Origin of the sequence: Megasphaera vaginalis (ex Srinivasan et al. 2021) (genome assembly GCF_000478965.1) — a bacterium.
In the GTDB taxonomy this organism is placed as follows: Bacteria; Bacillota; Negativicutes; order Veillonellales; family Megasphaeraceae; genus Megasphaera; species Megasphaera vaginalis.
Genome location: NZ_AWXA01000028.1, coordinates 62,165 through 78,662 on the forward strand (window position 1 = coordinate 62,165; position 16,498 = coordinate 78,662).

Consider the following 16,498-nt stretch of genomic DNA (forward strand, 5'->3'; position numbering starts at 1 on the left):
ATATCAACGTCTTTGTCGACCACTTTACCGTGGAATTTAAGTTCGGGATCACAATCGAAATCGAGGCAAAAACAGAGCTCCCAACTACTGCAATTAATCAGCAGCGAGGAGCCTTATCCTTTTTCGTCTACAGTAGTTTCTCTACATCCTTTGCCTTCAGCACTTTTCCTGCAGAGACAATTTTGTCATCAATCATGAGGGCGGGCATGCTCATCACCCCATATTCCATAATTTTTTCAATATCGGTTATGTACTCAACCTCAGCATGAACTTCCTTGTTTGCTACCGCCTCTTTTACTGACCTCAAAAGTGCCTCGCAACTTTTATAGCCACCGCCTAAAACCTTAATATTCAGATTTCTTATCCTCCTTTAGCGAAAAATGTTTTAACTGTATACGTAAATTATTGTGTCAGATATTGTGAAAGCTCTACAATTTTCGTGTGTATTCCTCGAATTGTCTCGATAAAAGCTTCATCACCGGCTCCCGTTGGATCATCCAGACCCCAATCAAATCTCTCGATGCAAGGAAGAAATGGACAATTAATATTACAGCCCATCGTGACAACTACATCTACGGGCGGGATATCTGACAGAAGCTTGCTATACTGCATTTTTTCCATATCAATGCCATATATTTGTTTCATCAAGCGTACTGCATCCTGATTGATCTGAGGTTTTGTTTCTGTTCCGGCAGAATAGCTTTCAAATACATCGGACGCAAGATGTCTGCCTAATGCTTCGGCTATCTGGCTGCGACACGAGTTATGAACACAAATAAATGCTACTTTCGGTTTATGCATTTAATTTTCCTCTTATATCTGATAAAGTTTATCATCACGAAGGTCTTCTTTTGTCCATTCAATTACGGCTAGTTTTCCTGAAGTATGATCTAATATCTTGTTAATCCACTTAACTTCTTCATTTGCTTTTGCAGATAACAGCTTGTTACTAGGATTTGCTTTGTACAAGGATGAATTAACAATCCACCAATTTGTATGAATTGATGCCCTTTTTAGATCTTCTTCTAATCGATATGCCTCATAAAATGGGGTAGCCTCAGCCAAGCTAACGATTAATACTTCTGTTTCCTCTCCCCTTAATCTAGGTAACAAGTTTTTTACAGATTCAGGTATCTGTCCTTGTGTTCTTTGAACTTCTTTATGATAACTTAAAGTTGAGTCTAACAACAACAAGGTATGACCCGTAGGAGCAGTGTCAATCACCACTATTTCATCATCTGCTTTTTCCACGAGCTCTGCAAAAGCTCTAAATACAGCTATTTCCTGTGTACATGGTGATCTTAAATCTTCCTCAATATAAGCTACATCATCCTCACTCATTGTTTTTCTTGCATTTTCAAGGACTTCATCTTGATATTTTTTTAACTCCTCTTTTTCATCAATATGGCTCATAGATATTCCACTTGAACTATCTATCATAAATTTTATATGGTCAGCGGGATCTGTTGTAGATAGGTGTACCTTTTTACCAAGTTTGCTGAGCTTGAGGGCAACAGAAGACGCAATCGTAGTCTTTCCTACACCGCCCTTGCCCATAGTAAAGATTACTTTTCTATTATTTTTTACAAGATCACTAACAACGTCATCTAAATTAAAGAGTTTGCCTTTTACTTCCACTTTTTGTTCACTTATTTGATCTTTCTTAAGAAGATTTCTTATAGCGTCAATTCCAGTAATGTTATATGACCGCAAGGCAATTGTATAGGTATCAAACTCAGTTAACATATCTGGCATATTTTCAAGGGCTAACTTTTGTTTGTTAAATATACTTTCAGATAAGTCATCATCATAATGTTCTAAGAGACCATTAATCACTAATATTTGATTTTTTATTCCAATCTCAGATAGCTCCTTTGATGCTCTGGCTACCTCATTAAGTGGTGTTTTATCAGGCCTTGTAACTAATACTAGGGTTGTTACACTCTCATCTGATAAATTTTGAACTGCCTGTTTATAGATTTCTTTTTTAGCCTCTAATCCTGATAACTGTCCTAAACAGGATGCTCCATGCGTACTTTCACTGATAAAACCAGTCCAAGCAGAAGGAAGCTGTAACATTCTAAGGGTATGACCTGTAGGCGCTGTATCAAATATAATATTGTCATATTCTGTATTGAGCTTAGGATTTGTAATGAAATTAGAAAACTCATTAAAGGCAGCAATCTCTACTGTACAAGATCCAGATAGCTGTTCTTCCATATTCTCAATAACAGAATCAGGCAATTTGCCCCTAAAAGGTGCTACTACACTTTCTTTATAGTTATGTGCCGCTTCCAATGGATCTAGGTTGATTACTTCTAAATTATCTACTCCCTTAATTGGCTTTGCTTTACCATCTAATTCTGTTTCAAAAACATCTTGAAGGTTTGAAGCAGGGTCTGTACTAATAAGTAGTACTTTCTTTCCTTCATCTGCTAAAACCACTGCTGTTGCACAAGCTGCAGATGTTTTGCCAACACCTCCCTTGCCTGTGAAAAATAGATATTTTGTTAATTTAATGTTTTCAATATTAAATCCTTTCATAGCAATTCCCCCTTAGCAACAAGAGCTGTTATTTCCACAGCAGCTTTGATTAGGTTCTTCACCTTCACTACTTTCAAGATAATCTTTAGAGATTTGTAAAAGTTCAATTATTTCTTCATTCTTTGGATATCTGCCTTCTATGACTATATCGTTGTCCACAAGGATTAATGGCAGCCTATCGGTTCCATTTTTATCCAAAGCATCTTTTACCTTGTTATTATTGACAAATGCCATTGGCTCACTTGATAAATTGTATCTTTCAATAGTGATGCCATTTTTCTTCAAGTTGTTAATTACTGTTGAAATACGTACGAGTTCAGGATCTACATTAACTCCACAAACACCTGTATCACAACACATAGCCGGTTCATAAATTGACATTCTTTTCATTTTTTACACCCTTTCTTCAATTTTATGAATTAATTTTTATCAACACATCTTTTTTGATGTGGAGAGTATTTTTTTAGTTACCCTTAAGTGTAACTAAGTCCTTGCTGTAGCATCTAAAACAAACCAAGGATCTGTTCCTGAATAAAAGTCCACATTACGCAAACCCCGCTTTTGTTTTATTTGCTATTCGCACAAGCAGGAGCATGACCGGAACCTCCGTTAGCACGCCTACAGTGGTGGCAAGAGCAGCAGAACTTGTCGTACCAAACAGGGCAATTGCCACAGCTACCGCAAGTTCAAAGAAATTTGATGCGCCGATCATCCCGGCAGGAGCCGCAATATCATGCGGTAATTTCAGCAGCTTGCTTGCTCCGTAAGCAATAAAGAATATCAAAAAAGTCTGAATAGTCAGCGGTACCGCTATTAAAACAATATGAAGCGGATTGGAAAGAATCACCTCTGCCTGTGAACTGAATATAATAACCAGCGTCAACAGCAGTCCTATCGTTGTCGCATTGTCGAACTTGTGGATAAACGTACTTTCAAAATAATCAGCGCCTCTTTGCTTCACGACCAACACCCTAGTCAGGATGCCGCCTGCAAGCGGAATCACGACAAACAGAAATATGCTGACGAACAGAGTACTGTAGGGAACAACCACATTAGAAACGCCTAAAAGAAATTTTACGATCGGAACAAAAGCCACAAGGATGATAAGGTCATTTGTCGCCACCTGCACGACCGTATAGGCAGGATTTCCTTTTGTAAGCGAACTCCACACAAACACCATCGCCGTACATGGAGCAGCGCCTAAAAGCACGGCTCCGGCAAGGTATTCTGTTGCCAATCCCGGAGATATGAAGGCTTTGAATACGACAAACAAAAACAGATAAGCAATTCCGTACATAGTGAAAGGCTTGATCAGCCAGTTCGTCACCCACGTGACCAGAAGCCCTTTCGGGTTTTTCCCAATCTGTTTTACGCTCTGAAAATCCACTTTCATCATCATAGGGTAGATCATGATCCAGATGAGAATAGCGATAGGAATCGAAATGCCGGAAATTTGTAATCTGCCGAGTGTGGCAGATACAGCCGGTACAAAATGCCCGATCAGTACTCCTATTGCCATGCAGAGCAGCACCCACACAGAAAGATACCGTTGAAATGTATTTATGCCTTTGCTTTGATTGTTCATGACTTCGCCTCCATCAGTTTGATATATTGAAATGTATCAATGTTTTTGGTTTTTATATAGGCAATCCTAAAGGACTGCCTGCCATTATGGATACCGATTACTTCTTTTCCTTGCATCCACATGATACGCTGCTGTCTGTTTCACAGTCACATTTTGCGTAAGAAGCAATTATCTCCCGGAACTCCCTCACACCATCCGGGGAGATGGAGTAATAAATCCATTTTCCATCTTTATAATAATCAACGAGTCCGCTGTCCGCAAGGATTTTCATATGATGCGAAAGAGTCGGCTGCGTGATATTCAGTTCCTCCAGCAGATCACATCCGCACTTTTCTCCATGCTGAAGCGCAAGCATAATCGCGAGGCGGTTCTCATCTGTGAGTGCCTTTATTTTTTTAACATCTTCTCTAAATTCCATAATTTTACCTCCAAGAGATAAACATGTTATACCATACACATTTACAGTTGTCAATGTATGGATATAATATTGTTTCAAAAAGCCTCCCCCTCTGATGGCAGTGTGGGAGCCTTGATCTGTCTTTATATCTTTGCATGCTCTGAAGCCGCTTCCAAATCTTTTCGGCTATGATGGTGTCTATGCTTTTCCATGATTACATAATGATTGTGCTTGTGGGAATGCGTGACAGTATGTGTATGCGTACTTCCATCATGGGTGTGAGTAAAGGTATGGGTATGCAGATGCGTATGATTCTTTGCAATCGTGTCCATGACAACAACCACAGTTCCGACAATCATGACAATTAGCGCAACAAAGTAAATCCCGGTAGGGTTTTCACCTATCAAAACGAATGAAAGAAACGCTCCTACAAACGGAGCAACAGCATAGTAGGCACTTGTTTTTTCTGCGCCAAGGTCTCTTTGGGCTCGGATATAAAGGAAAATACTAAGTCCATAAGCCACATAACCGAGGAGCATAGCAAGTAGTATAAACTTCATCTCCGGCAGTTTTTCTCCGAGCAGCAGCGCGATGATAAACGCTCCACATCCCGAAAATATACCCTTGAGTACAATGATCTCATAAGTACTCTTATCCGAAATCTTTCTTGTACAATTATTCTCCAGTCCCCAACAAGCAGTCGCCAATAAGACAAACAGCGAACCGTATGAAAATTGATGATTTCCACATAAAAATCACCCCGCCATATTCTGACGAGGTGCCCTATCCTGATATATTCTTTTTATCCATCGACTTCTATCGCAAGTCCTGATTTGAATTCCACAACCACCTTCTCATCGTAAACCGTAATCTTTTCGATAAGCCGTCTGACCAGGGCTTCGGAGTATTTCGTAATCTCCCTGACCTGCTTGTCGAGAAACTCTGTCATATCTTCCATTCTTTCTATCTGTTCCTGCTTCAAAGCGGATTCCATCATGATTTCGTGCTTTTCTTCCCGCAGGTTTAAGATCTCATCACCGATGCTTTCGATTATCTCTTCATCCCGTCCGGCTTTCAAAAGTTCTTCCTGTTTCTCTTTGATGTCCTGATCAACTTGGGAGATTTTCTCAATCTCACCTGCGCCGATTACCGCAAGGATATTCTCTTTCAGCATCGGAAGGACGCTCTCTCGCTTTGTCCATGCATCGTTTACCGCCGTCACTACCGCCGCTTTCAGTTCTTCTTCCTTCAGCGTTCTTGCCGGGCAGTCCGGACCGTTCTTTTCCACTCTGCTTGCGCATCGCCAAACGGTTGACTTGACACCGCGGTTATTCCATTTGATACGGCGGAAAACATCCCCGCAGTGACCGCATATTACAATTCCCGAAAGCGCGTACTTTCCGCTATATACTCTTTTCTTTCCGTCTGTAATCAGATTAGACCTTCTTTTTATCTCTGCCTGGACTCGCAAAAACACATCTTTATCTATAATCGCTTCATGGCAGCCTTCCACATAATACTTTGGAAGATTGCCGTCGTTTTGGCTTCGCTTCTTCTCAAGAACACTGACAGTATATGTTTTCTGCAACAGGGCGTCACCGATGTATTTTTCATTTGTGAGGATCTGTCTGATGTTGCTTTCCCACCACTTCGTATTTCCCGCTCCGTTTTTTATTCCGTCTTTCTCAAGCCCCCGTCTGATCTGCAGAAAGGTTTTACCGTCCATATATTCCGCGTAAATCCGCCTTACAATTTCAGCTTCCTCCGGAACGATGATGAGTTTCCCATCTTCATCTTTTGTATAGCCGAGGAATCGATTGTGATTGACTCTGACTTTTCCCTGCTGATTTCTGAACTGAATGCCAAGCCTTACATTTGCCGAGATGGATTCCGATTCCTGCTGCGCAAGCGCGGCCATAATGGTCATCAAAACCTCGCCTTTGGAATCGAGCGTATTGATATTTTCCTTTTCAAAGAACACCGCTATGTTCAGAGTTTTTAGTTCTCTTGTGTATTTCAGGCAGTCCACCGTGTTTCTTGAAAATCTGCTGATGGACTTGGTAAGGATCATATCGATTTTCCCAGCCTTGCAGTCATCAATCATGCGGTTAAAGGATTCACGCTTTGCCGTGTTCGTGCCGGAGATCCCATCGTCTGCGTAGACTCCTGCAAACTCCCAGTCAGGATTGCCCTGGATATAGGAATTATAATGCTGAACCTGCATTTCATAACTTGATTCCTGCTCTTCATACTCTGTGGAAACTCTGCAGTAGGCGGCAACGCGAGTCTTTTGGCTGTCTTCCTTAGCCTTCTGCGTGCCGATGGTTCGTCTGGCCGGTATGACCGTAATTTTTTGCGCAAGTCCCATTAAACCCCGACCTCCTTTATCCTGCTATAGATGTATTCCGCCTGTTTGACAGGACCCTTATACTTCTTTTCTGCTTTAACCATCTTGAATTTTGTAAAGACTGCCGGCGTATATCTCTCTTTCTTCCTGTTCTCACGCCCGAGCGCTTTTTCCCTTCGCTTTCTTTCCGCTTCAGCGGCATGAAAAGTTTCTTCATCAATCAGCTGAGGGTAGTACTCATCGCCAAGGTAGCGTTTGTTCTGCATGATGTTCTTAACCCTGCTGTGCGTAATATCAAGGCCTGCCATTTTAGCGGATGCCTTCATGGTAAGCCCTAAAAGGTACCCTGCATAAATTGTTTTTATCTGCTCTGCTTCTTCTTCATTGATAACGGCTTTTCCGTCCACAATGTCATATCCCAGTGGCGTATGTTTCATATTATCTCATCCTTTCTCTGAATACCGGTCCGCACTTCATGAAAAAGCCGATTTCCGCTTTGTTATAAATTTCTATATGATCAACGTGTTCTGTAAAAAGTTCTTCTGAGAACTCCGTCAGCAGTTCGCCTTTCGCCGCAAATCTCAAGAGCGCCGCCAGATCTTTTTTCTTCTCATATCCACTGTTTATACCGTTTGAAAGGGATTCTTTTTCCTGCTTGAGATTGTTTTCTTCGTTTTTTAGTGCATCGGATTTCTCCTGATATACCGCAGGATCAAGCAGTCCTTTGCAGAAGAATCCGTCTATGGAATATCTTCTTTTCATCAGTTCTTCCAGAGATTCGTCTATCTCGGCAATATGGGATAAGTTCTCTTCGTTTACCTGGATTTCAAGATTGCCGTTTAGCGGAAGAAGGATTTCATTCCTCGCAAAAATGAGTTTGTTCATCATGGTGGCAAAGGCGGAGCGAATGGAATCCTCCCTTACCGGTAATTGGCTGCATTTCTCTTTGTTCGTGATATGCAGGCTGCAGGTGTAGCACGCCCCTGTATCTCTTGCCTGGCGTTTCCATTTGCTTTTGCATTCTCCGCATATAATCTTTCCTGAAAGCGCATTCCTTGGAGACGCTTTTCCCGTGCGGATATTCTTTTCCTTTCGATTGAACTCCAGGACTCTTTTTGCTGCTTCAAAGGTTGTCCGGCTAATAATCGGCTCATGGTGATCCGAAATATAGTACATATCCCGTTCACCGTAATTTTTATGCCTGTTAAACTCAGCGTCCGTATAAGTTTTTCCAAGCAGCAAATCGCCCTGATATTTCTCATTCCTGAGCATCCCTGTAATCGCCGCGGCTTTCCATGCTCTTCCTTGCTTTGACAGGATTCCTCTTTCATTTAACTCAATTGCAATCTGCCTTGATGATTTGCCTGAAAGAAACTCTGAAAAAATCCACTTTACAGTTTCCGCTTCCGAATCTTCAATGACCAGTCCGCTGGCTTTCTTCCGGTAGCCGTATGGAGGGGAGCTTACCTGGTACGTTCCGTTCTGGAAACGTTTCTGAATGCCCCATTGGTTATTTTCAGAAATGGATCTTGACTCGCTTTCCGCAAGGCTGGAAAGAATAGAGAGAAGAAGTTCACTCTCCATTTTCCCGGTATCAATGTTCTCCCGTTCAAAGAAAACGTAAATTCCTTTTTGGCTTAAGGAACGGATCGTCTCAATGCTTTCTACCGTATTCCTTGAAAACCGGCTGATGGACTTTACGATGATATAATCGATAAGCCCTCTCTCGCAGTCCTCCAGCATGCTTAAAAGGCCGTCACGCTTTGCCATTTTCGTGCCGCTGACGCCTTCATCAAAATAAAGTCCGGCATATTCCCAGTCCGTTCTTGCCTTGATGTAGGTTTCATAATGATTCTTTTGCGCTTCGAGACTTACAAGCTGTTTATCCGATTCGGTGGAAACCCTGGCATAGGCCGCCACCCGCAGTTTCCTTTTCGGATTTTCCTTTACCGCCTCAATCTTTGTTATCTTTTTCATAGTCTCACCGCCTCTCTTTTCGGTATCATATACATCACTCTAAAGCTCATATATAGCAAGTCATTTATGGCTTTATCCGCGACAAAAACGGCTGAAATGAACGGCGGTTTTTGGCCATGATTTTTTCAAATTCATCGTCTGAAACAAGACCTTTCTCAAGCAGCTTTTGAGTCAACTGTTCGGCAAAAATATAGTTGTATTCGTTCTGCATCTCTTCCTCTGACGGTTTTGGAAGGTCGTATGCTGTGATATTGCTGTCCGCGATCTGTGTTATCTTCATAGAAAAACACCTCCTACCAGGTAGCCCCGGCAGAAGGTGAAATCTGACGGTTTTAGGAAAAATATCAGTCTTTTTTATAGAAATCGCAAACATATCCATCTGCGGAAAGAACAAGTCCTTCCGCCCAGGTAGGAACACGCGCCATCTGTTCGCACAGAAACTCAAGGCTCATATCAGGATTTGCTTCAATGATTATCTCATCATGCACGTGGGCTACGATTCTGTAGCATCGAAGTGTTCTCATGGCAAACATCAATAGGTCTCTTGCTGTTGCCTGCACAATGTTTTCCACAAACTTTGGTCCGTAACTTTCAATCCTTTCCCATTTCTTCGCGGCGCCGATCCCCTCGTAGGACATGGACTCCCCTCCGAAACGGTTCTCACCCATGCGCGGTTTTACATAGGCAAGTCTGCGCCCGGAAGGAAGGAAGATGAAGAGCATTCCACTTTTATAATAAATTTCAATGCCCTTTACTTTTTCACGGCTGTGTTTTTTGATGACCCGTTTCACAGCAGAATCGACATCCCACCAAAAGCGAACTATATTAGGATTCGACTGTCTCCAGGCATTCACAAGCGGCTGCAGTTCTTCTTCGGCAAGTCCCATTTCCAAGGCGCCCATAGCCTTAAGAGCGCCGACAGAGCCGCCGTATCCAAGCGCCAGTTCCGCTATTTTCCCTTTCTGACGGAGATGCCCGTTCACACCGTGCTTTTCCACAGGAACCTTAAACATCTGACTTGCGGAAGCGCAGTAAATATCACCGGCGTTCTTAAAAACCTCTGTTCGCCAGTTCTCTTTGGCAAACCATGCGATTACCCTTGCCTCAATCGCGGAAAAGTCCGCTACATAGAATTTACAGCCGTCCTTCGGGATAAATGCTGTCCGGATCAGCTGTGACAGCGTATCCGGAATATCGTCATAGAGCATATCCAGAGCATCCGTATCGCCTAGGCGGACAAGACTGCGTGCCTGCTCAAGATCCATCATATGATTCTGCGGTAGATTTTGCAGCTGCACGAGTCTGCCGGCAAAGCGCCCTGTGCGATTGGCTCCGTAAAACTGGAACATCCCACGGCACCTGTCATCGGCACAGGTGGCATTTACCATTGCCTGATACTTCTTGACCGAAGATTTGGCAAGTTGCTGCCGGAGAGACAGAGCCTGCGATACCGCACCGTCCGTTTCATCGATAAGAGCTGCCACGGTCTTCTTTCCGAGACTATCTGTTTCCAGTCCATTGCCTGCCAGCCATCCTTTCATCTGCAACACACTGTTCGGGTTCTCAAGATCGGTCAGTTTCTTCATCGTGGCAGTCAACCTTTTGCGGGACAGTTCATCAACAGCAATGGCCTGTTCGACAAACGGCATATCCACACGGATGCCCCTGTCGTTGATCTCCTGATCGATGTGGTATTCATCCCATATCTCCTCCGGCACGGAGAACTTCGACAGTTTCTTGCATATCGCCATCTCTGTTTCCACGTCCCGGATGTTATACGCTTTATACCGCTCCCATTTCTCCATGTCATGCTCCGGCAGATTTCTCGTGCGGCCCCCGTTTGCCTTAGTCGGACTGCATGGCACGGAAAAATATCGGATCAGGTCTTTACCCTCCGTCAGCTTCTGCTTTTCAAGTCCCAGCACCGCGCCGACCCCTTCGAGAAATAGAGGCAGCCCCATATAGGCAGCCCATACCATTGAACAGCGCCACGACTCCGGATTAAGAAATCGTGCGCATTCCCTTGTGCGCGGATGATTATCATGGGACGAATCAAGGCCGATGCCTTTATCCGACAAATACCTGGAAAGGCATATGCGCTCGAACTGTGCATTGTGCGCCCATTTCGTTACAGTTTCGTCTGTCAGGGCATCCAGAATTTTCTCCGGAATCTCCTCCCCACAGGCAAGGTCGACCGTGCTCACAGGCGCTCCGTCCACACTGTATCCGAACAAAAGGACCTCAAAATCCGGACTTTCCGCATATTTGTATACGCCGCACTTTTTCAGGCTGACGGAGGAATATGTCTCGATATCAATTTCTATATTCTTCATGACGCCTCCTATAAAACCGGGCGGCGAAGTTGCCTCCACCACCCGGAACACTGTTACTCCTCAGATACTTCTTTTTGTGCCGCTTCTTCAGCGCGCCTGCGTTTCTTTTCCCTGTGATTCTCTACCGCAAACTTAATAAGAATGCTAATGTCGCCGATAAAGGAACCCATCACCGCTCCAAAGCACACCGCAAGCATCAAACTCTCTGCATATGTCATGATTTGAGCCCTCCTTAAGCCAGAAAATCATCGTCATCGAGAGTAGCGAAGTCATCCGCAGCGTTCGTCCTTCCACCAAGAGGCTCTCCATCACGCACCTTCTGAATGTTGCCCAGGCCGCATGCGATACCCTTGTTGCCGTTGCTGTTAAAAGCATAGAAATTCAGAGAGACTCGGGCATAGCAGCCAGAGTAAACCTCACTCCTTTCAAGGATCGGCTTGACTGCTCTGTCAACAATTTGGGGAGCGGTATTGGAGTTGGCGTTGATGAAGTAATGCCCCTTGTAGGCTTCATCGTCACGCTCCACATCGCCGTCACGAAGAGGCAGTTTGATAGTAGCCTTGTTTGGCTTCTTGCCTCCGAACTTGGCGATGCCTTCTTCGATAGCCGCATTAATAGCGGCATTGATTGCATTCACCGTAGCGGTATCGTCCTTCGGAATGAGGACAGATACGGAATACTTCTCCGCACCGCCGTTGATGGATACCGGCTCCCATCCGTGGAAATAAGAGAGTCTCGTGTTCATGCCTGTGATAACCTTAGTCTTGGAATTGTTGTTAGCCATTTTACATTTCCTCCTTGATTTCGTTAAATTCGTTTATGGCGTTTGTTAAGTTCATTGCCGGACGCTTATCCGTATTCGGAACCAGTGTCGGCTTGCCCGGCGGTTTATCGATGAGGCCGCCGAGAACCTCTTCAAACTTTGCTTTGCCCATCAGCTTCTGCATCTCGCTCAGTGTGACGAGCGACTTCCTATAGATGTCTTTGTATCCGGCTTCGATGGCGGCCTCCGCGACCTTCTCCTCATCCCGGTACTTTCGAACGGATCGACCCTCGACCACCTTGAATCCGTTCCACTCCTTGCCGCGGTTTACGGCAGCGTCAATGGCATAAGCTGTAATCTCGTTTGCCCACCTGGTAAGGTCAGGAAGGACGGAAAGAATCTCTTCGATCTCCGCATCCGTCAGAAGCGGCGGGAGCCGGAACTCCGACTGTGCCAATTTCAGCTTTTCTTCTGCTCTGGCTCTGCAACTGACAGCGGTACGGCAGAAGGTACACCACTCTCCGGGGAGATATTCGCCCTCGCCGTTATAAGCCATCTGCGCTTTCGGCTTCAGCACGTTCTCCGCCCAGTTTTTGAGTTCTTCTACCGGAACCGTCCATGTACTGACGTTTTCACGCCTCGGCTGGAAGATGGTCATAGACGCCTCTTTGATGTCATAGAGGGCATCATAGAGTTCCAGAGCACCCAGAGCATACAGTTTCATCTGCGGATTGTCCTCCGCCTCGACCAGAATGCCCATGCCGTATTTGAAGTCCACGATTTGCAGCTTCTCATCCGAAATGATGATGCAGTCCCCGGTGCCGAAGCCCTCCGGTACGTAGTCGGTAAAATTCAGCCGCTGCTCAATCAGGACGATGGGATCCTTGCATGTTCGCCTTGCCGCCTCCACCTGTTCTATCACGAAATCCACGTAGGCGTCAGAGCATTCTTCCATCTCATCGGAGTCGTATTCGGATACGGGACGCTTTGACCTCTGCCTTAAAGCCTTTTTCAGCTTATGTTCGCAGAGTGCGTGAGCCGCCGTTCCTTCCTTTGCGGCTTCACCGGATGTATCCTCAAATTCCAGTTCAAGCCTTGCGGACGGCAGGCAATTGAGCCACCGGTGGGCTGAGGATGCGGAAAGTACCGCGTGTTTATTCATTGTCCAGCGCCTCCGCTTCCTTAAGAACCGCTTCGTATTCCGCAGGATCAATGCCGCTTAGGCGGTCGGCTCCGTGACTCACAATAATAGCTCTTACCTCTGCCGTGAAACCTGACCGGCTCTTTTCTGCAAGAACTCCTCTAACCTTTTCAAGCGAGAGGTTCGGTTTCTTCTCCTTTGCTTTCGGAAGATTCCGCTCATCTTCTTCTGACAGACTTTCAGTTACTGTGGTACATACCGCTTGGATGCTGTCTGCAAGAATACGGATGTCATTTGTGACCTTCAGCATCAGCTGTGCTGCATTAAGCGCGAGTTCCACTTTGTTCATCAGACGCTCCTCCTTTCTCTCTTTCGCAGATTGACAGTTCGTCTACGCGGTCACCAGGGATGAGGATTGTGATTCTCCTCTTGTCTCCGAAAAGAAAACCAAGAATTTTCTCACGCACCGTCACGCTGCGGCAGGCCACGACGCCGCCCGTCTGCGGCTGTTTTGAAACACTTACCTTTAAGCTGTGCTTCATATCGGTTACCTTCTTTCCGAGGACGTATCGTTTTTATTGCCCTCTAACCGGTAGCCTTGAGAAGGGGGCAAATCTGACGTTTTACATAGCAGGAACACAAAAAAACTATTGTACCGTTTATTCCATAACGCCGGGCGATAATAAAAAAATGCCCTCCGAGGGATTTTCCCCTCGATGGGCATTCTTGCAATCATCATATGAAATTTTGTCAGAGCAGCATACCTGCTCACTTCGCCAAATGGCATCCCAGCAGCACGCCGATTACAGTCATCCATACCGTACGTTCACGGTTCATCCGCCGCCGTGCTTTCTTCTGCTCGTCTTCGTATTTCTGCAATAATTCGTTGGCATTTTTCAGCGATTCCTGCTGCTTCATCAGCAATCTTTCCGCTTCTATCAGCTGATTTCTCAATACGGTTAGCTGTTCTTTCTGCTGCTCCGATTCGCTCCCGGATTCCTTCGCTATCGTCTGCAGCCGACTCAAGTTCCTTTCTAATTGGCTGAGTTCTGATTCCGTCACCCGGTACGTCTTCTCCGCCGCTGAGCAGGCAGGCGGCTGCAGCCAAGAGCAGCAGAGCAAGCAAAAGCACAACGCTGTGAGCATGAATCCACGCTTTGCATTTGGCATACATTGTCACTCCCCCTCAGAAAAATAATCGGTGATACCACGGGCGATAGCCCTGGCAATTTCGTCTTGATTATTCATCAGCAGCTGTACATCCTCCTCATTGGAAATAAAAGCGGTCTCAACCAGTACCGCCGGCATGGCGGTTCGCTTTAGAACAATCAGTTCCGAACGTTCCTTCAGCCCGCGATCGATCGTGCCGAGACTGCCTGCCAGTTGGCTCTGAATATGCCCGGCTGCCCGTTCTGCTCTGCCGCCGAAGGAATAAACCAGGGTTTCCGTCCCCTGCGCTGATAGATTTACGGCGCTGTTGCAATGGATGCTGACGAAAAGGTCTGCATCATTGTCATTAGCTTCTTGGCATACATTTGGATAAGCAGGATTTTCTCCCGCTAAATTATCAGACTGGATAGAGCAGACCTCCACGCCTGCAGCTATAAGATACTTTTCAACCAAGGATCCAATGCTGCGGACGATGTCTGCTTCCTGCACACCGTAGGATGTATTCACGGCTCCGCTGTCAACGCCGGGATGATGACCCGGATTCAAAAACACTTTCATTAATGTTCCTTCTTTCTTATTAGTTCACCCAGTCCCTGCATAGCTTCAATGCCTGCATCGTTCAGATTCTCGATGATGCTTAAAAACTCGGTGATGACCAGATAACTGATCACGGTGGTCACTGCCCATACGGGCTTTGCAAGTTCGAGCATACAAAGGTCTGCGATGCCCGCTGCCATAGCGCAGACGATATACACGGCAATCTTGCCGATGAAGCGGTGCTTCATCACGTCAGAAGAAATCATTCCCTCGCTTCTTGCTGCTTTGATACCTTTCAACACAGCCAGAAGGTTGCTCTTTTCTCCCCTGCTCACAAGACGTCCATAGCTAATGCTCATCCAACGAGTGAAGCAATCCAGGAATACCAGAAAGGCAAAGGCATAAAAGAGAATTGCATGCCGGTGCAGAAGCCGCGCTGCCGGCCAGCTTGATGGGGAGTGCGGAAAACAGTGTTTTAATCGTACTTCCCATACCCAGATAAATTGCTTTGTAGTCCATCTTACATTCCTCCAATCAGTCGTTTTACATCAATCGCCCTGCCTTTGTATCGGCAGTTTGCCGCGCCAAGATAGGCGTTTTCTGTGGGATTGTATCTGAATTTCATCACATTCCATCCTTTGCGGCAAAGCACGGTCTGCCCGCCGTAGCTGATATATACCGGCTCTTTCCAGAAGTCAGAGATAACTGTTTCAAAGGTCAGCGTCAGCCATCCGTCTTTCAGCGTCCCCTGTACGTTCTTTATCGTCCAGCTATACTTCCAGTCCAGTTCATGGATATAGTCCATCGTGTAATGGGAACAGCCGCTGAAATCATCTGTCCGGCTCGGCAGCTCATTCATGCCGTGCAGCAGAAATGCTTTCATAAACAATGCTTCCCCGCTCTTGTCAATTTGCAGGAAACAGCGCTGAGCGAGCGTTGTAAAAAACTCACTGGGCGTCATATCGAGCGCCTGCAATATCTCGCGAAAGTTGTATAGCGCATAGGTATTGTCTGTCATGCCGTTATTGCCAAAAACGTAAGAATGGGAAAGAACAATCACGTCTATCCGCACGCAGTCATCGGGGAAGACCCGCAGGATTTGAAATTTGCAGGCGAATACAGCACCGTCGTCATCGGTAACGGAAACAACTTCCGTGAATTTGTGACGATTCACAGAGCCACCGGAGAAAATTGCGAAACCCGGATCGGTTCTTATAACATGCTCCAGGCCTACACCCATGTGGCCCACAACTGCAACTTCGGCGATTACATCGTCATGTCGAGCTTTTCAGGTGCAGCCGGTCACGTTACCGTAGAAGACCATGCAGTCATCGGCGGAATGAGCGGCATTCACCAATTCGTAAAAATAGGAACCTGCGCCATGGTCGGCGGCATGTCCAAAATCGTACAAGACGTCTGCCCCTTTGTCATCGTAGACGGAAACCCCGCCCGCGTAGTCGGTCTGAACAGCGTCGGACTTTCAAGAAATAACGTATCCCCTGAAATCAAAACATGGCTGAAAAAAGCATACCGCATTATTTTCCGTTCGGGACTGAAATTAAATGACGCCATTGAAGAAATGGAACAAGAATTCCCCTCGGCTCCCGAAATCGAACATCTTCTCCGGTTCCTCAGAAACTGTGAAAGAGGACTTTGCCGGACAAGAGAAAACAGAGCAGCAAAATAAAAAACTTTCTCTTCTGC

At 45.5% G+C, this 16,498-nt stretch carries 23 protein-coding genes; 1 reads left to right on the forward strand and 22 read right to left on the reverse strand.

The window, feature by feature from the left end; genetic code table 11:
• Positions 1–127: 127 nt before the first annotated feature.
• The 22 genes from HMPREF1250_RS05285 to HMPREF1250_RS05375 all read right to left on the reverse strand — a co-directional run bounded on the left by HMPREF1250_RS05285 (position 128) and on the right by HMPREF1250_RS05375 (position 15,854).
• On the reverse strand, positions 128–364 hold the full coding sequence (locus HMPREF1250_RS05285) for a thioredoxin family protein (protein ID WP_081696495.1): 237 nt from the start codon (positions 362–364) through the stop codon (positions 128–130).
• 38 nt (positions 365–402) lie between these two features.
• Positions 403–801, reverse strand: coding sequence for an arsenate reductase ArsC (locus HMPREF1250_RS05290; protein WP_023053599.1), 399 nt, complete (start codon positions 799–801; stop codon positions 403–405).
• 12 nt (positions 802–813) lie between these two features.
• Complete coding sequence (gene arsA / locus HMPREF1250_RS05295) at positions 814–2,544, reverse strand: arsenical pump-driving ATPase (protein ID WP_023053584.1); 1,731 nt, start codon at positions 2,542–2,544, stop codon at positions 814–816.
• A gap of 12 nt (positions 2,545–2,556) precedes the next feature.
• Entirely contained in the window at positions 2,557–2,934 is a 378-nt protein-coding gene (gene arsD, locus HMPREF1250_RS11185; protein ID WP_071784759.1) for an arsenite efflux transporter metallochaperone ArsD, read from the reverse strand.
• Positions 2,935–3,088: 154 nt separating this feature from the next.
• Positions 3,089–4,129 (reverse strand): ACR3 family arsenite efflux transporter, encoded by a 1,041-nt coding sequence (gene arsB / locus HMPREF1250_RS05300; RefSeq protein WP_023053561.1) that lies wholly within the window; start codon positions 4,127–4,129, stop codon positions 3,089–3,091.
• Positions 4,130–4,226: 97 nt separating this feature from the next.
• On the reverse strand, positions 4,227–4,547 hold the full coding sequence (locus HMPREF1250_RS05305; protein WP_036242776.1) for an ArsR/SmtB family transcription factor: 321 nt from the start codon (positions 4,545–4,547) through the stop codon (positions 4,227–4,229).
• Positions 4,548–4,669: 122 nt separating this feature from the next.
• Complete coding sequence (locus HMPREF1250_RS05310; protein WP_081696496.1) at positions 4,670–5,245, reverse strand: DMT family transporter; 576 nt, start codon at positions 5,243–5,245, stop codon at positions 4,670–4,672.
• A gap of 83 nt (positions 5,246–5,328) precedes the next feature.
• Positions 5,329–6,894 carry a recombinase family protein gene (locus HMPREF1250_RS05315; RefSeq protein ID WP_023053560.1) on the reverse strand — a complete coding sequence of 522 codons (1,566 nt, stop codon included), beginning with the start codon at positions 6,892–6,894 and terminating at the stop codon, positions 5,329–5,331.
• Entirely contained in the window at positions 6,894–7,310 is a 417-nt protein-coding gene (locus HMPREF1250_RS05320; RefSeq protein WP_023053601.1) for a recombinase family protein, read from the reverse strand. Before HMPREF1250_RS05320 ends, HMPREF1250_RS05315 begins: the two co-directional genes overlap by 1 nt.
• Position 7,311: 1 nt before the next feature.
• Positions 7,312–8,850 carry a recombinase family protein gene (locus HMPREF1250_RS05325; RefSeq protein WP_023053616.1) on the reverse strand — a complete coding sequence of 513 codons (1,539 nt, stop codon included), beginning with the start codon at positions 8,848–8,850 and terminating at the stop codon, positions 7,312–7,314.
• A 64-nt stretch (positions 8,851–8,914) separates the two neighbouring features.
• The gene (locus tag HMPREF1250_RS05330) at positions 8,915–9,130 is read right to left on the reverse strand and encodes an SHOCT domain-containing protein (RefSeq protein ID WP_023053564.1); all 216 of its coding nucleotides are present in this window, start codon (positions 9,128–9,130) and stop codon (positions 8,915–8,917) included.
• Positions 9,131–9,194: 64 nt separating this feature from the next.
• Positions 9,195–11,183: a DNA polymerase gene (locus tag HMPREF1250_RS05335; RefSeq protein WP_023053551.1), complete on the reverse strand. Its 1,989-nt coding sequence runs from the start codon at positions 11,181–11,183 to the stop codon at positions 9,195–9,197.
• A gap of 53 nt (positions 11,184–11,236) precedes the next feature.
• The gene (locus HMPREF1250_RS11615; protein ID WP_155914497.1) at positions 11,237–11,401 is read right to left on the reverse strand and encodes a hypothetical protein; all 165 of its coding nucleotides are present in this window, start codon (positions 11,399–11,401) and stop codon (positions 11,237–11,239) included.
• 14 nt (positions 11,402–11,415) lie between these two features.
• Positions 11,416–11,967, reverse strand: a complete 552-nt coding sequence (locus HMPREF1250_RS05340; RefSeq protein ID WP_023053582.1) for a DUF2815 family protein — start codon at positions 11,965–11,967, stop codon at positions 11,416–11,418.
• Position 11,968: 1 nt separating this feature from the next.
• Positions 11,969–13,108, reverse strand: a complete 1,140-nt coding sequence (locus HMPREF1250_RS05345) for a DUF2800 domain-containing protein (protein WP_023053612.1) — start codon at positions 13,106–13,108, stop codon at positions 11,969–11,971.
• Positions 13,101–13,436 carry a hypothetical protein gene (locus HMPREF1250_RS05350; protein ID WP_023053578.1) on the reverse strand — a complete coding sequence of 112 codons (336 nt, stop codon included), beginning with the start codon at positions 13,434–13,436 and terminating at the stop codon, positions 13,101–13,103. The genes HMPREF1250_RS05345 and HMPREF1250_RS05350 overlap by 8 nt, the downstream gene beginning before the upstream one ends.
• Positions 13,411–13,629 (reverse strand): hypothetical protein, encoded by a 219-nt coding sequence (locus HMPREF1250_RS05355; protein ID WP_036242778.1) that lies wholly within the window; start codon positions 13,627–13,629, stop codon positions 13,411–13,413. Before HMPREF1250_RS05355 ends, HMPREF1250_RS05350 begins: the two co-directional genes overlap by 26 nt.
• 226 nt (positions 13,630–13,855) lie before the next feature.
• A complete protein-coding gene (locus HMPREF1250_RS05360; RefSeq protein WP_036242780.1) occupies positions 13,856–14,257 on the reverse strand; it encodes a hypothetical protein in 402 nt (133 codons plus the stop codon).
• A 6-nt stretch (positions 14,258–14,263) separates the two neighbouring features.
• Entirely contained in the window at positions 14,264–14,815 is a 552-nt protein-coding gene (locus tag HMPREF1250_RS05365; RefSeq protein ID WP_023053545.1) for an N-acetylmuramoyl-L-alanine amidase family protein, read from the reverse strand.
• Positions 14,815–15,153, reverse strand: a complete 339-nt coding sequence (locus HMPREF1250_RS05370; protein ID WP_081696497.1) for a phage holin family protein — start codon at positions 15,151–15,153, stop codon at positions 14,815–14,817. Before HMPREF1250_RS05370 ends, HMPREF1250_RS05365 begins: the two co-directional genes overlap by 1 nt.
• Complete coding sequence (locus tag HMPREF1250_RS11620; protein ID WP_023053593.1) at positions 15,143–15,313, reverse strand: hypothetical protein; 171 nt, start codon at positions 15,311–15,313, stop codon at positions 15,143–15,145. The genes HMPREF1250_RS05370 and HMPREF1250_RS11620 overlap by 11 nt, the downstream gene beginning before the upstream one ends.
• Position 15,314: 1 nt before the next feature.
• Positions 15,315–15,854, reverse strand: a complete 540-nt coding sequence (locus HMPREF1250_RS05375; RefSeq protein ID WP_023053575.1) for a hypothetical protein — start codon at positions 15,852–15,854, stop codon at positions 15,315–15,317.
• Between HMPREF1250_RS05375 and lpxA the strand changes: the two genes are divergently transcribed.
• Entirely contained in the window at positions 15,837–16,481 is a 645-nt protein-coding gene (lpxA, locus tag HMPREF1250_RS05380; RefSeq protein ID WP_023053579.1) for an acyl-ACP--UDP-N-acetylglucosamine O-acyltransferase, read from the forward strand. The two genes, HMPREF1250_RS05375 and lpxA, sit on opposite strands and share 18 nt — an antisense overlap.
• Positions 16,482–16,498 lie beyond the last annotated feature (17 nt).

What these genes read in the sequence shown, in the direction of transcription:
- HMPREF1250_RS11615 (WP_155914497.1), bottom strand. Translation starts at nt 11,401, where the DNA reads ATGACATATGCAGAGAGTTTGATGCTTGCGGTGTGCTTTGGAGCGGTG.
- HMPREF1250_RS05340 (WP_023053582.1), bottom strand. Translation starts at nt 11,967, where the DNA reads ATGGCTAACAACAATTCCAAGACTAAGGTTATCACAGGCATGAACACG.
- HMPREF1250_RS05360 (WP_036242780.1), bottom strand. Translation starts at nt 14,257, where the DNA reads ATGCCAAATGCAAAGCGTGGATTCATGCTCACAGCGTTGTGCTTTTGC.
- HMPREF1250_RS05365 (WP_023053545.1), bottom strand. Translation starts at nt 14,815, where the DNA reads ATGAAAGTGTTTTTGAATCCGGGTCATCATCCCGGCGTTGACAGCGGA.
- HMPREF1250_RS05370 (WP_081696497.1), bottom strand. Translation starts at nt 15,153, where the DNA reads ATGAGCATTAGCTATGGACGTCTTGTGAGCAGGGGAGAAAAGAGCAAC.
- HMPREF1250_RS05325 (WP_023053616.1), bottom strand. Translation starts at nt 8,850, where the DNA reads ATGAAAAAGATAACAAAGATTGAGGCGGTAAAGGAAAATCCGAAAAGG.
- lpxA (WP_023053579.1), top strand. Translation starts at nt 15,837, where the DNA reads ATGGGAAAGAACAATCACGTCTATCCGCACGCAGTCATCGGGGAAGAC.
- arsD (WP_071784759.1), bottom strand. Translation starts at nt 2,934, where the DNA reads ATGAAAAGAATGTCAATTTATGAACCGGCTATGTGTTGTGATACAGGT.
- arsB (WP_023053561.1), bottom strand. Translation starts at nt 4,129, where the DNA reads ATGAACAATCAAAGCAAAGGCATAAATACATTTCAACGGTATCTTTCT.
- HMPREF1250_RS05350 (WP_023053578.1), bottom strand. Translation starts at nt 13,436, where the DNA reads ATGAACAAAGTGGAACTCGCGCTTAATGCAGCACAGCTGATGCTGAAG.
- HMPREF1250_RS05355 (WP_036242778.1), bottom strand. Translation starts at nt 13,629, where the DNA reads ATGAAGCACAGCTTAAAGGTAAGTGTTTCAAAACAGCCGCAGACGGGC.
- HMPREF1250_RS05305 (WP_036242776.1), bottom strand. Translation starts at nt 4,547, where the DNA reads ATGGAATTTAGAGAAGATGTTAAAAAAATAAAGGCACTCACAGATGAG.
- HMPREF1250_RS11620 (WP_023053593.1), bottom strand. Translation starts at nt 15,313, where the DNA reads ATGGACTACAAAGCAATTTATCTGGGTATGGGAAGTACGATTAAAACA.
- HMPREF1250_RS05290 (WP_023053599.1), bottom strand. Translation starts at nt 801, where the DNA reads ATGCATAAACCGAAAGTAGCATTTATTTGTGTTCATAACTCGTGTCGC.
- HMPREF1250_RS05330 (WP_023053564.1), bottom strand. Translation starts at nt 9,130, where the DNA reads ATGAAGATAACACAGATCGCGGACAGCAATATCACAGCATACGACCTT.
- HMPREF1250_RS05320 (WP_023053601.1), bottom strand. Translation starts at nt 7,310, where the DNA reads ATGAAACATACGCCACTGGGATATGACATTGTGGACGGAAAAGCCGTT.
- arsA (WP_023053584.1), bottom strand. Translation starts at nt 2,544, where the DNA reads ATGAAAGGATTTAATATTGAAAACATTAAATTAACAAAATATCTATTT.
- HMPREF1250_RS05345 (WP_023053612.1), bottom strand. Translation starts at nt 13,108, where the DNA reads ATGAATAAACACGCGGTACTTTCCGCATCCTCAGCCCACCGGTGGCTC.
- HMPREF1250_RS05335 (WP_023053551.1), bottom strand. Translation starts at nt 11,183, where the DNA reads ATGAAGAATATAGAAATTGATATCGAGACATATTCCTCCGTCAGCCTG.
- HMPREF1250_RS05315 (WP_023053560.1), bottom strand. Translation starts at nt 6,894, where the DNA reads ATGGGACTTGCGCAAAAAATTACGGTCATACCGGCCAGACGAACCATC.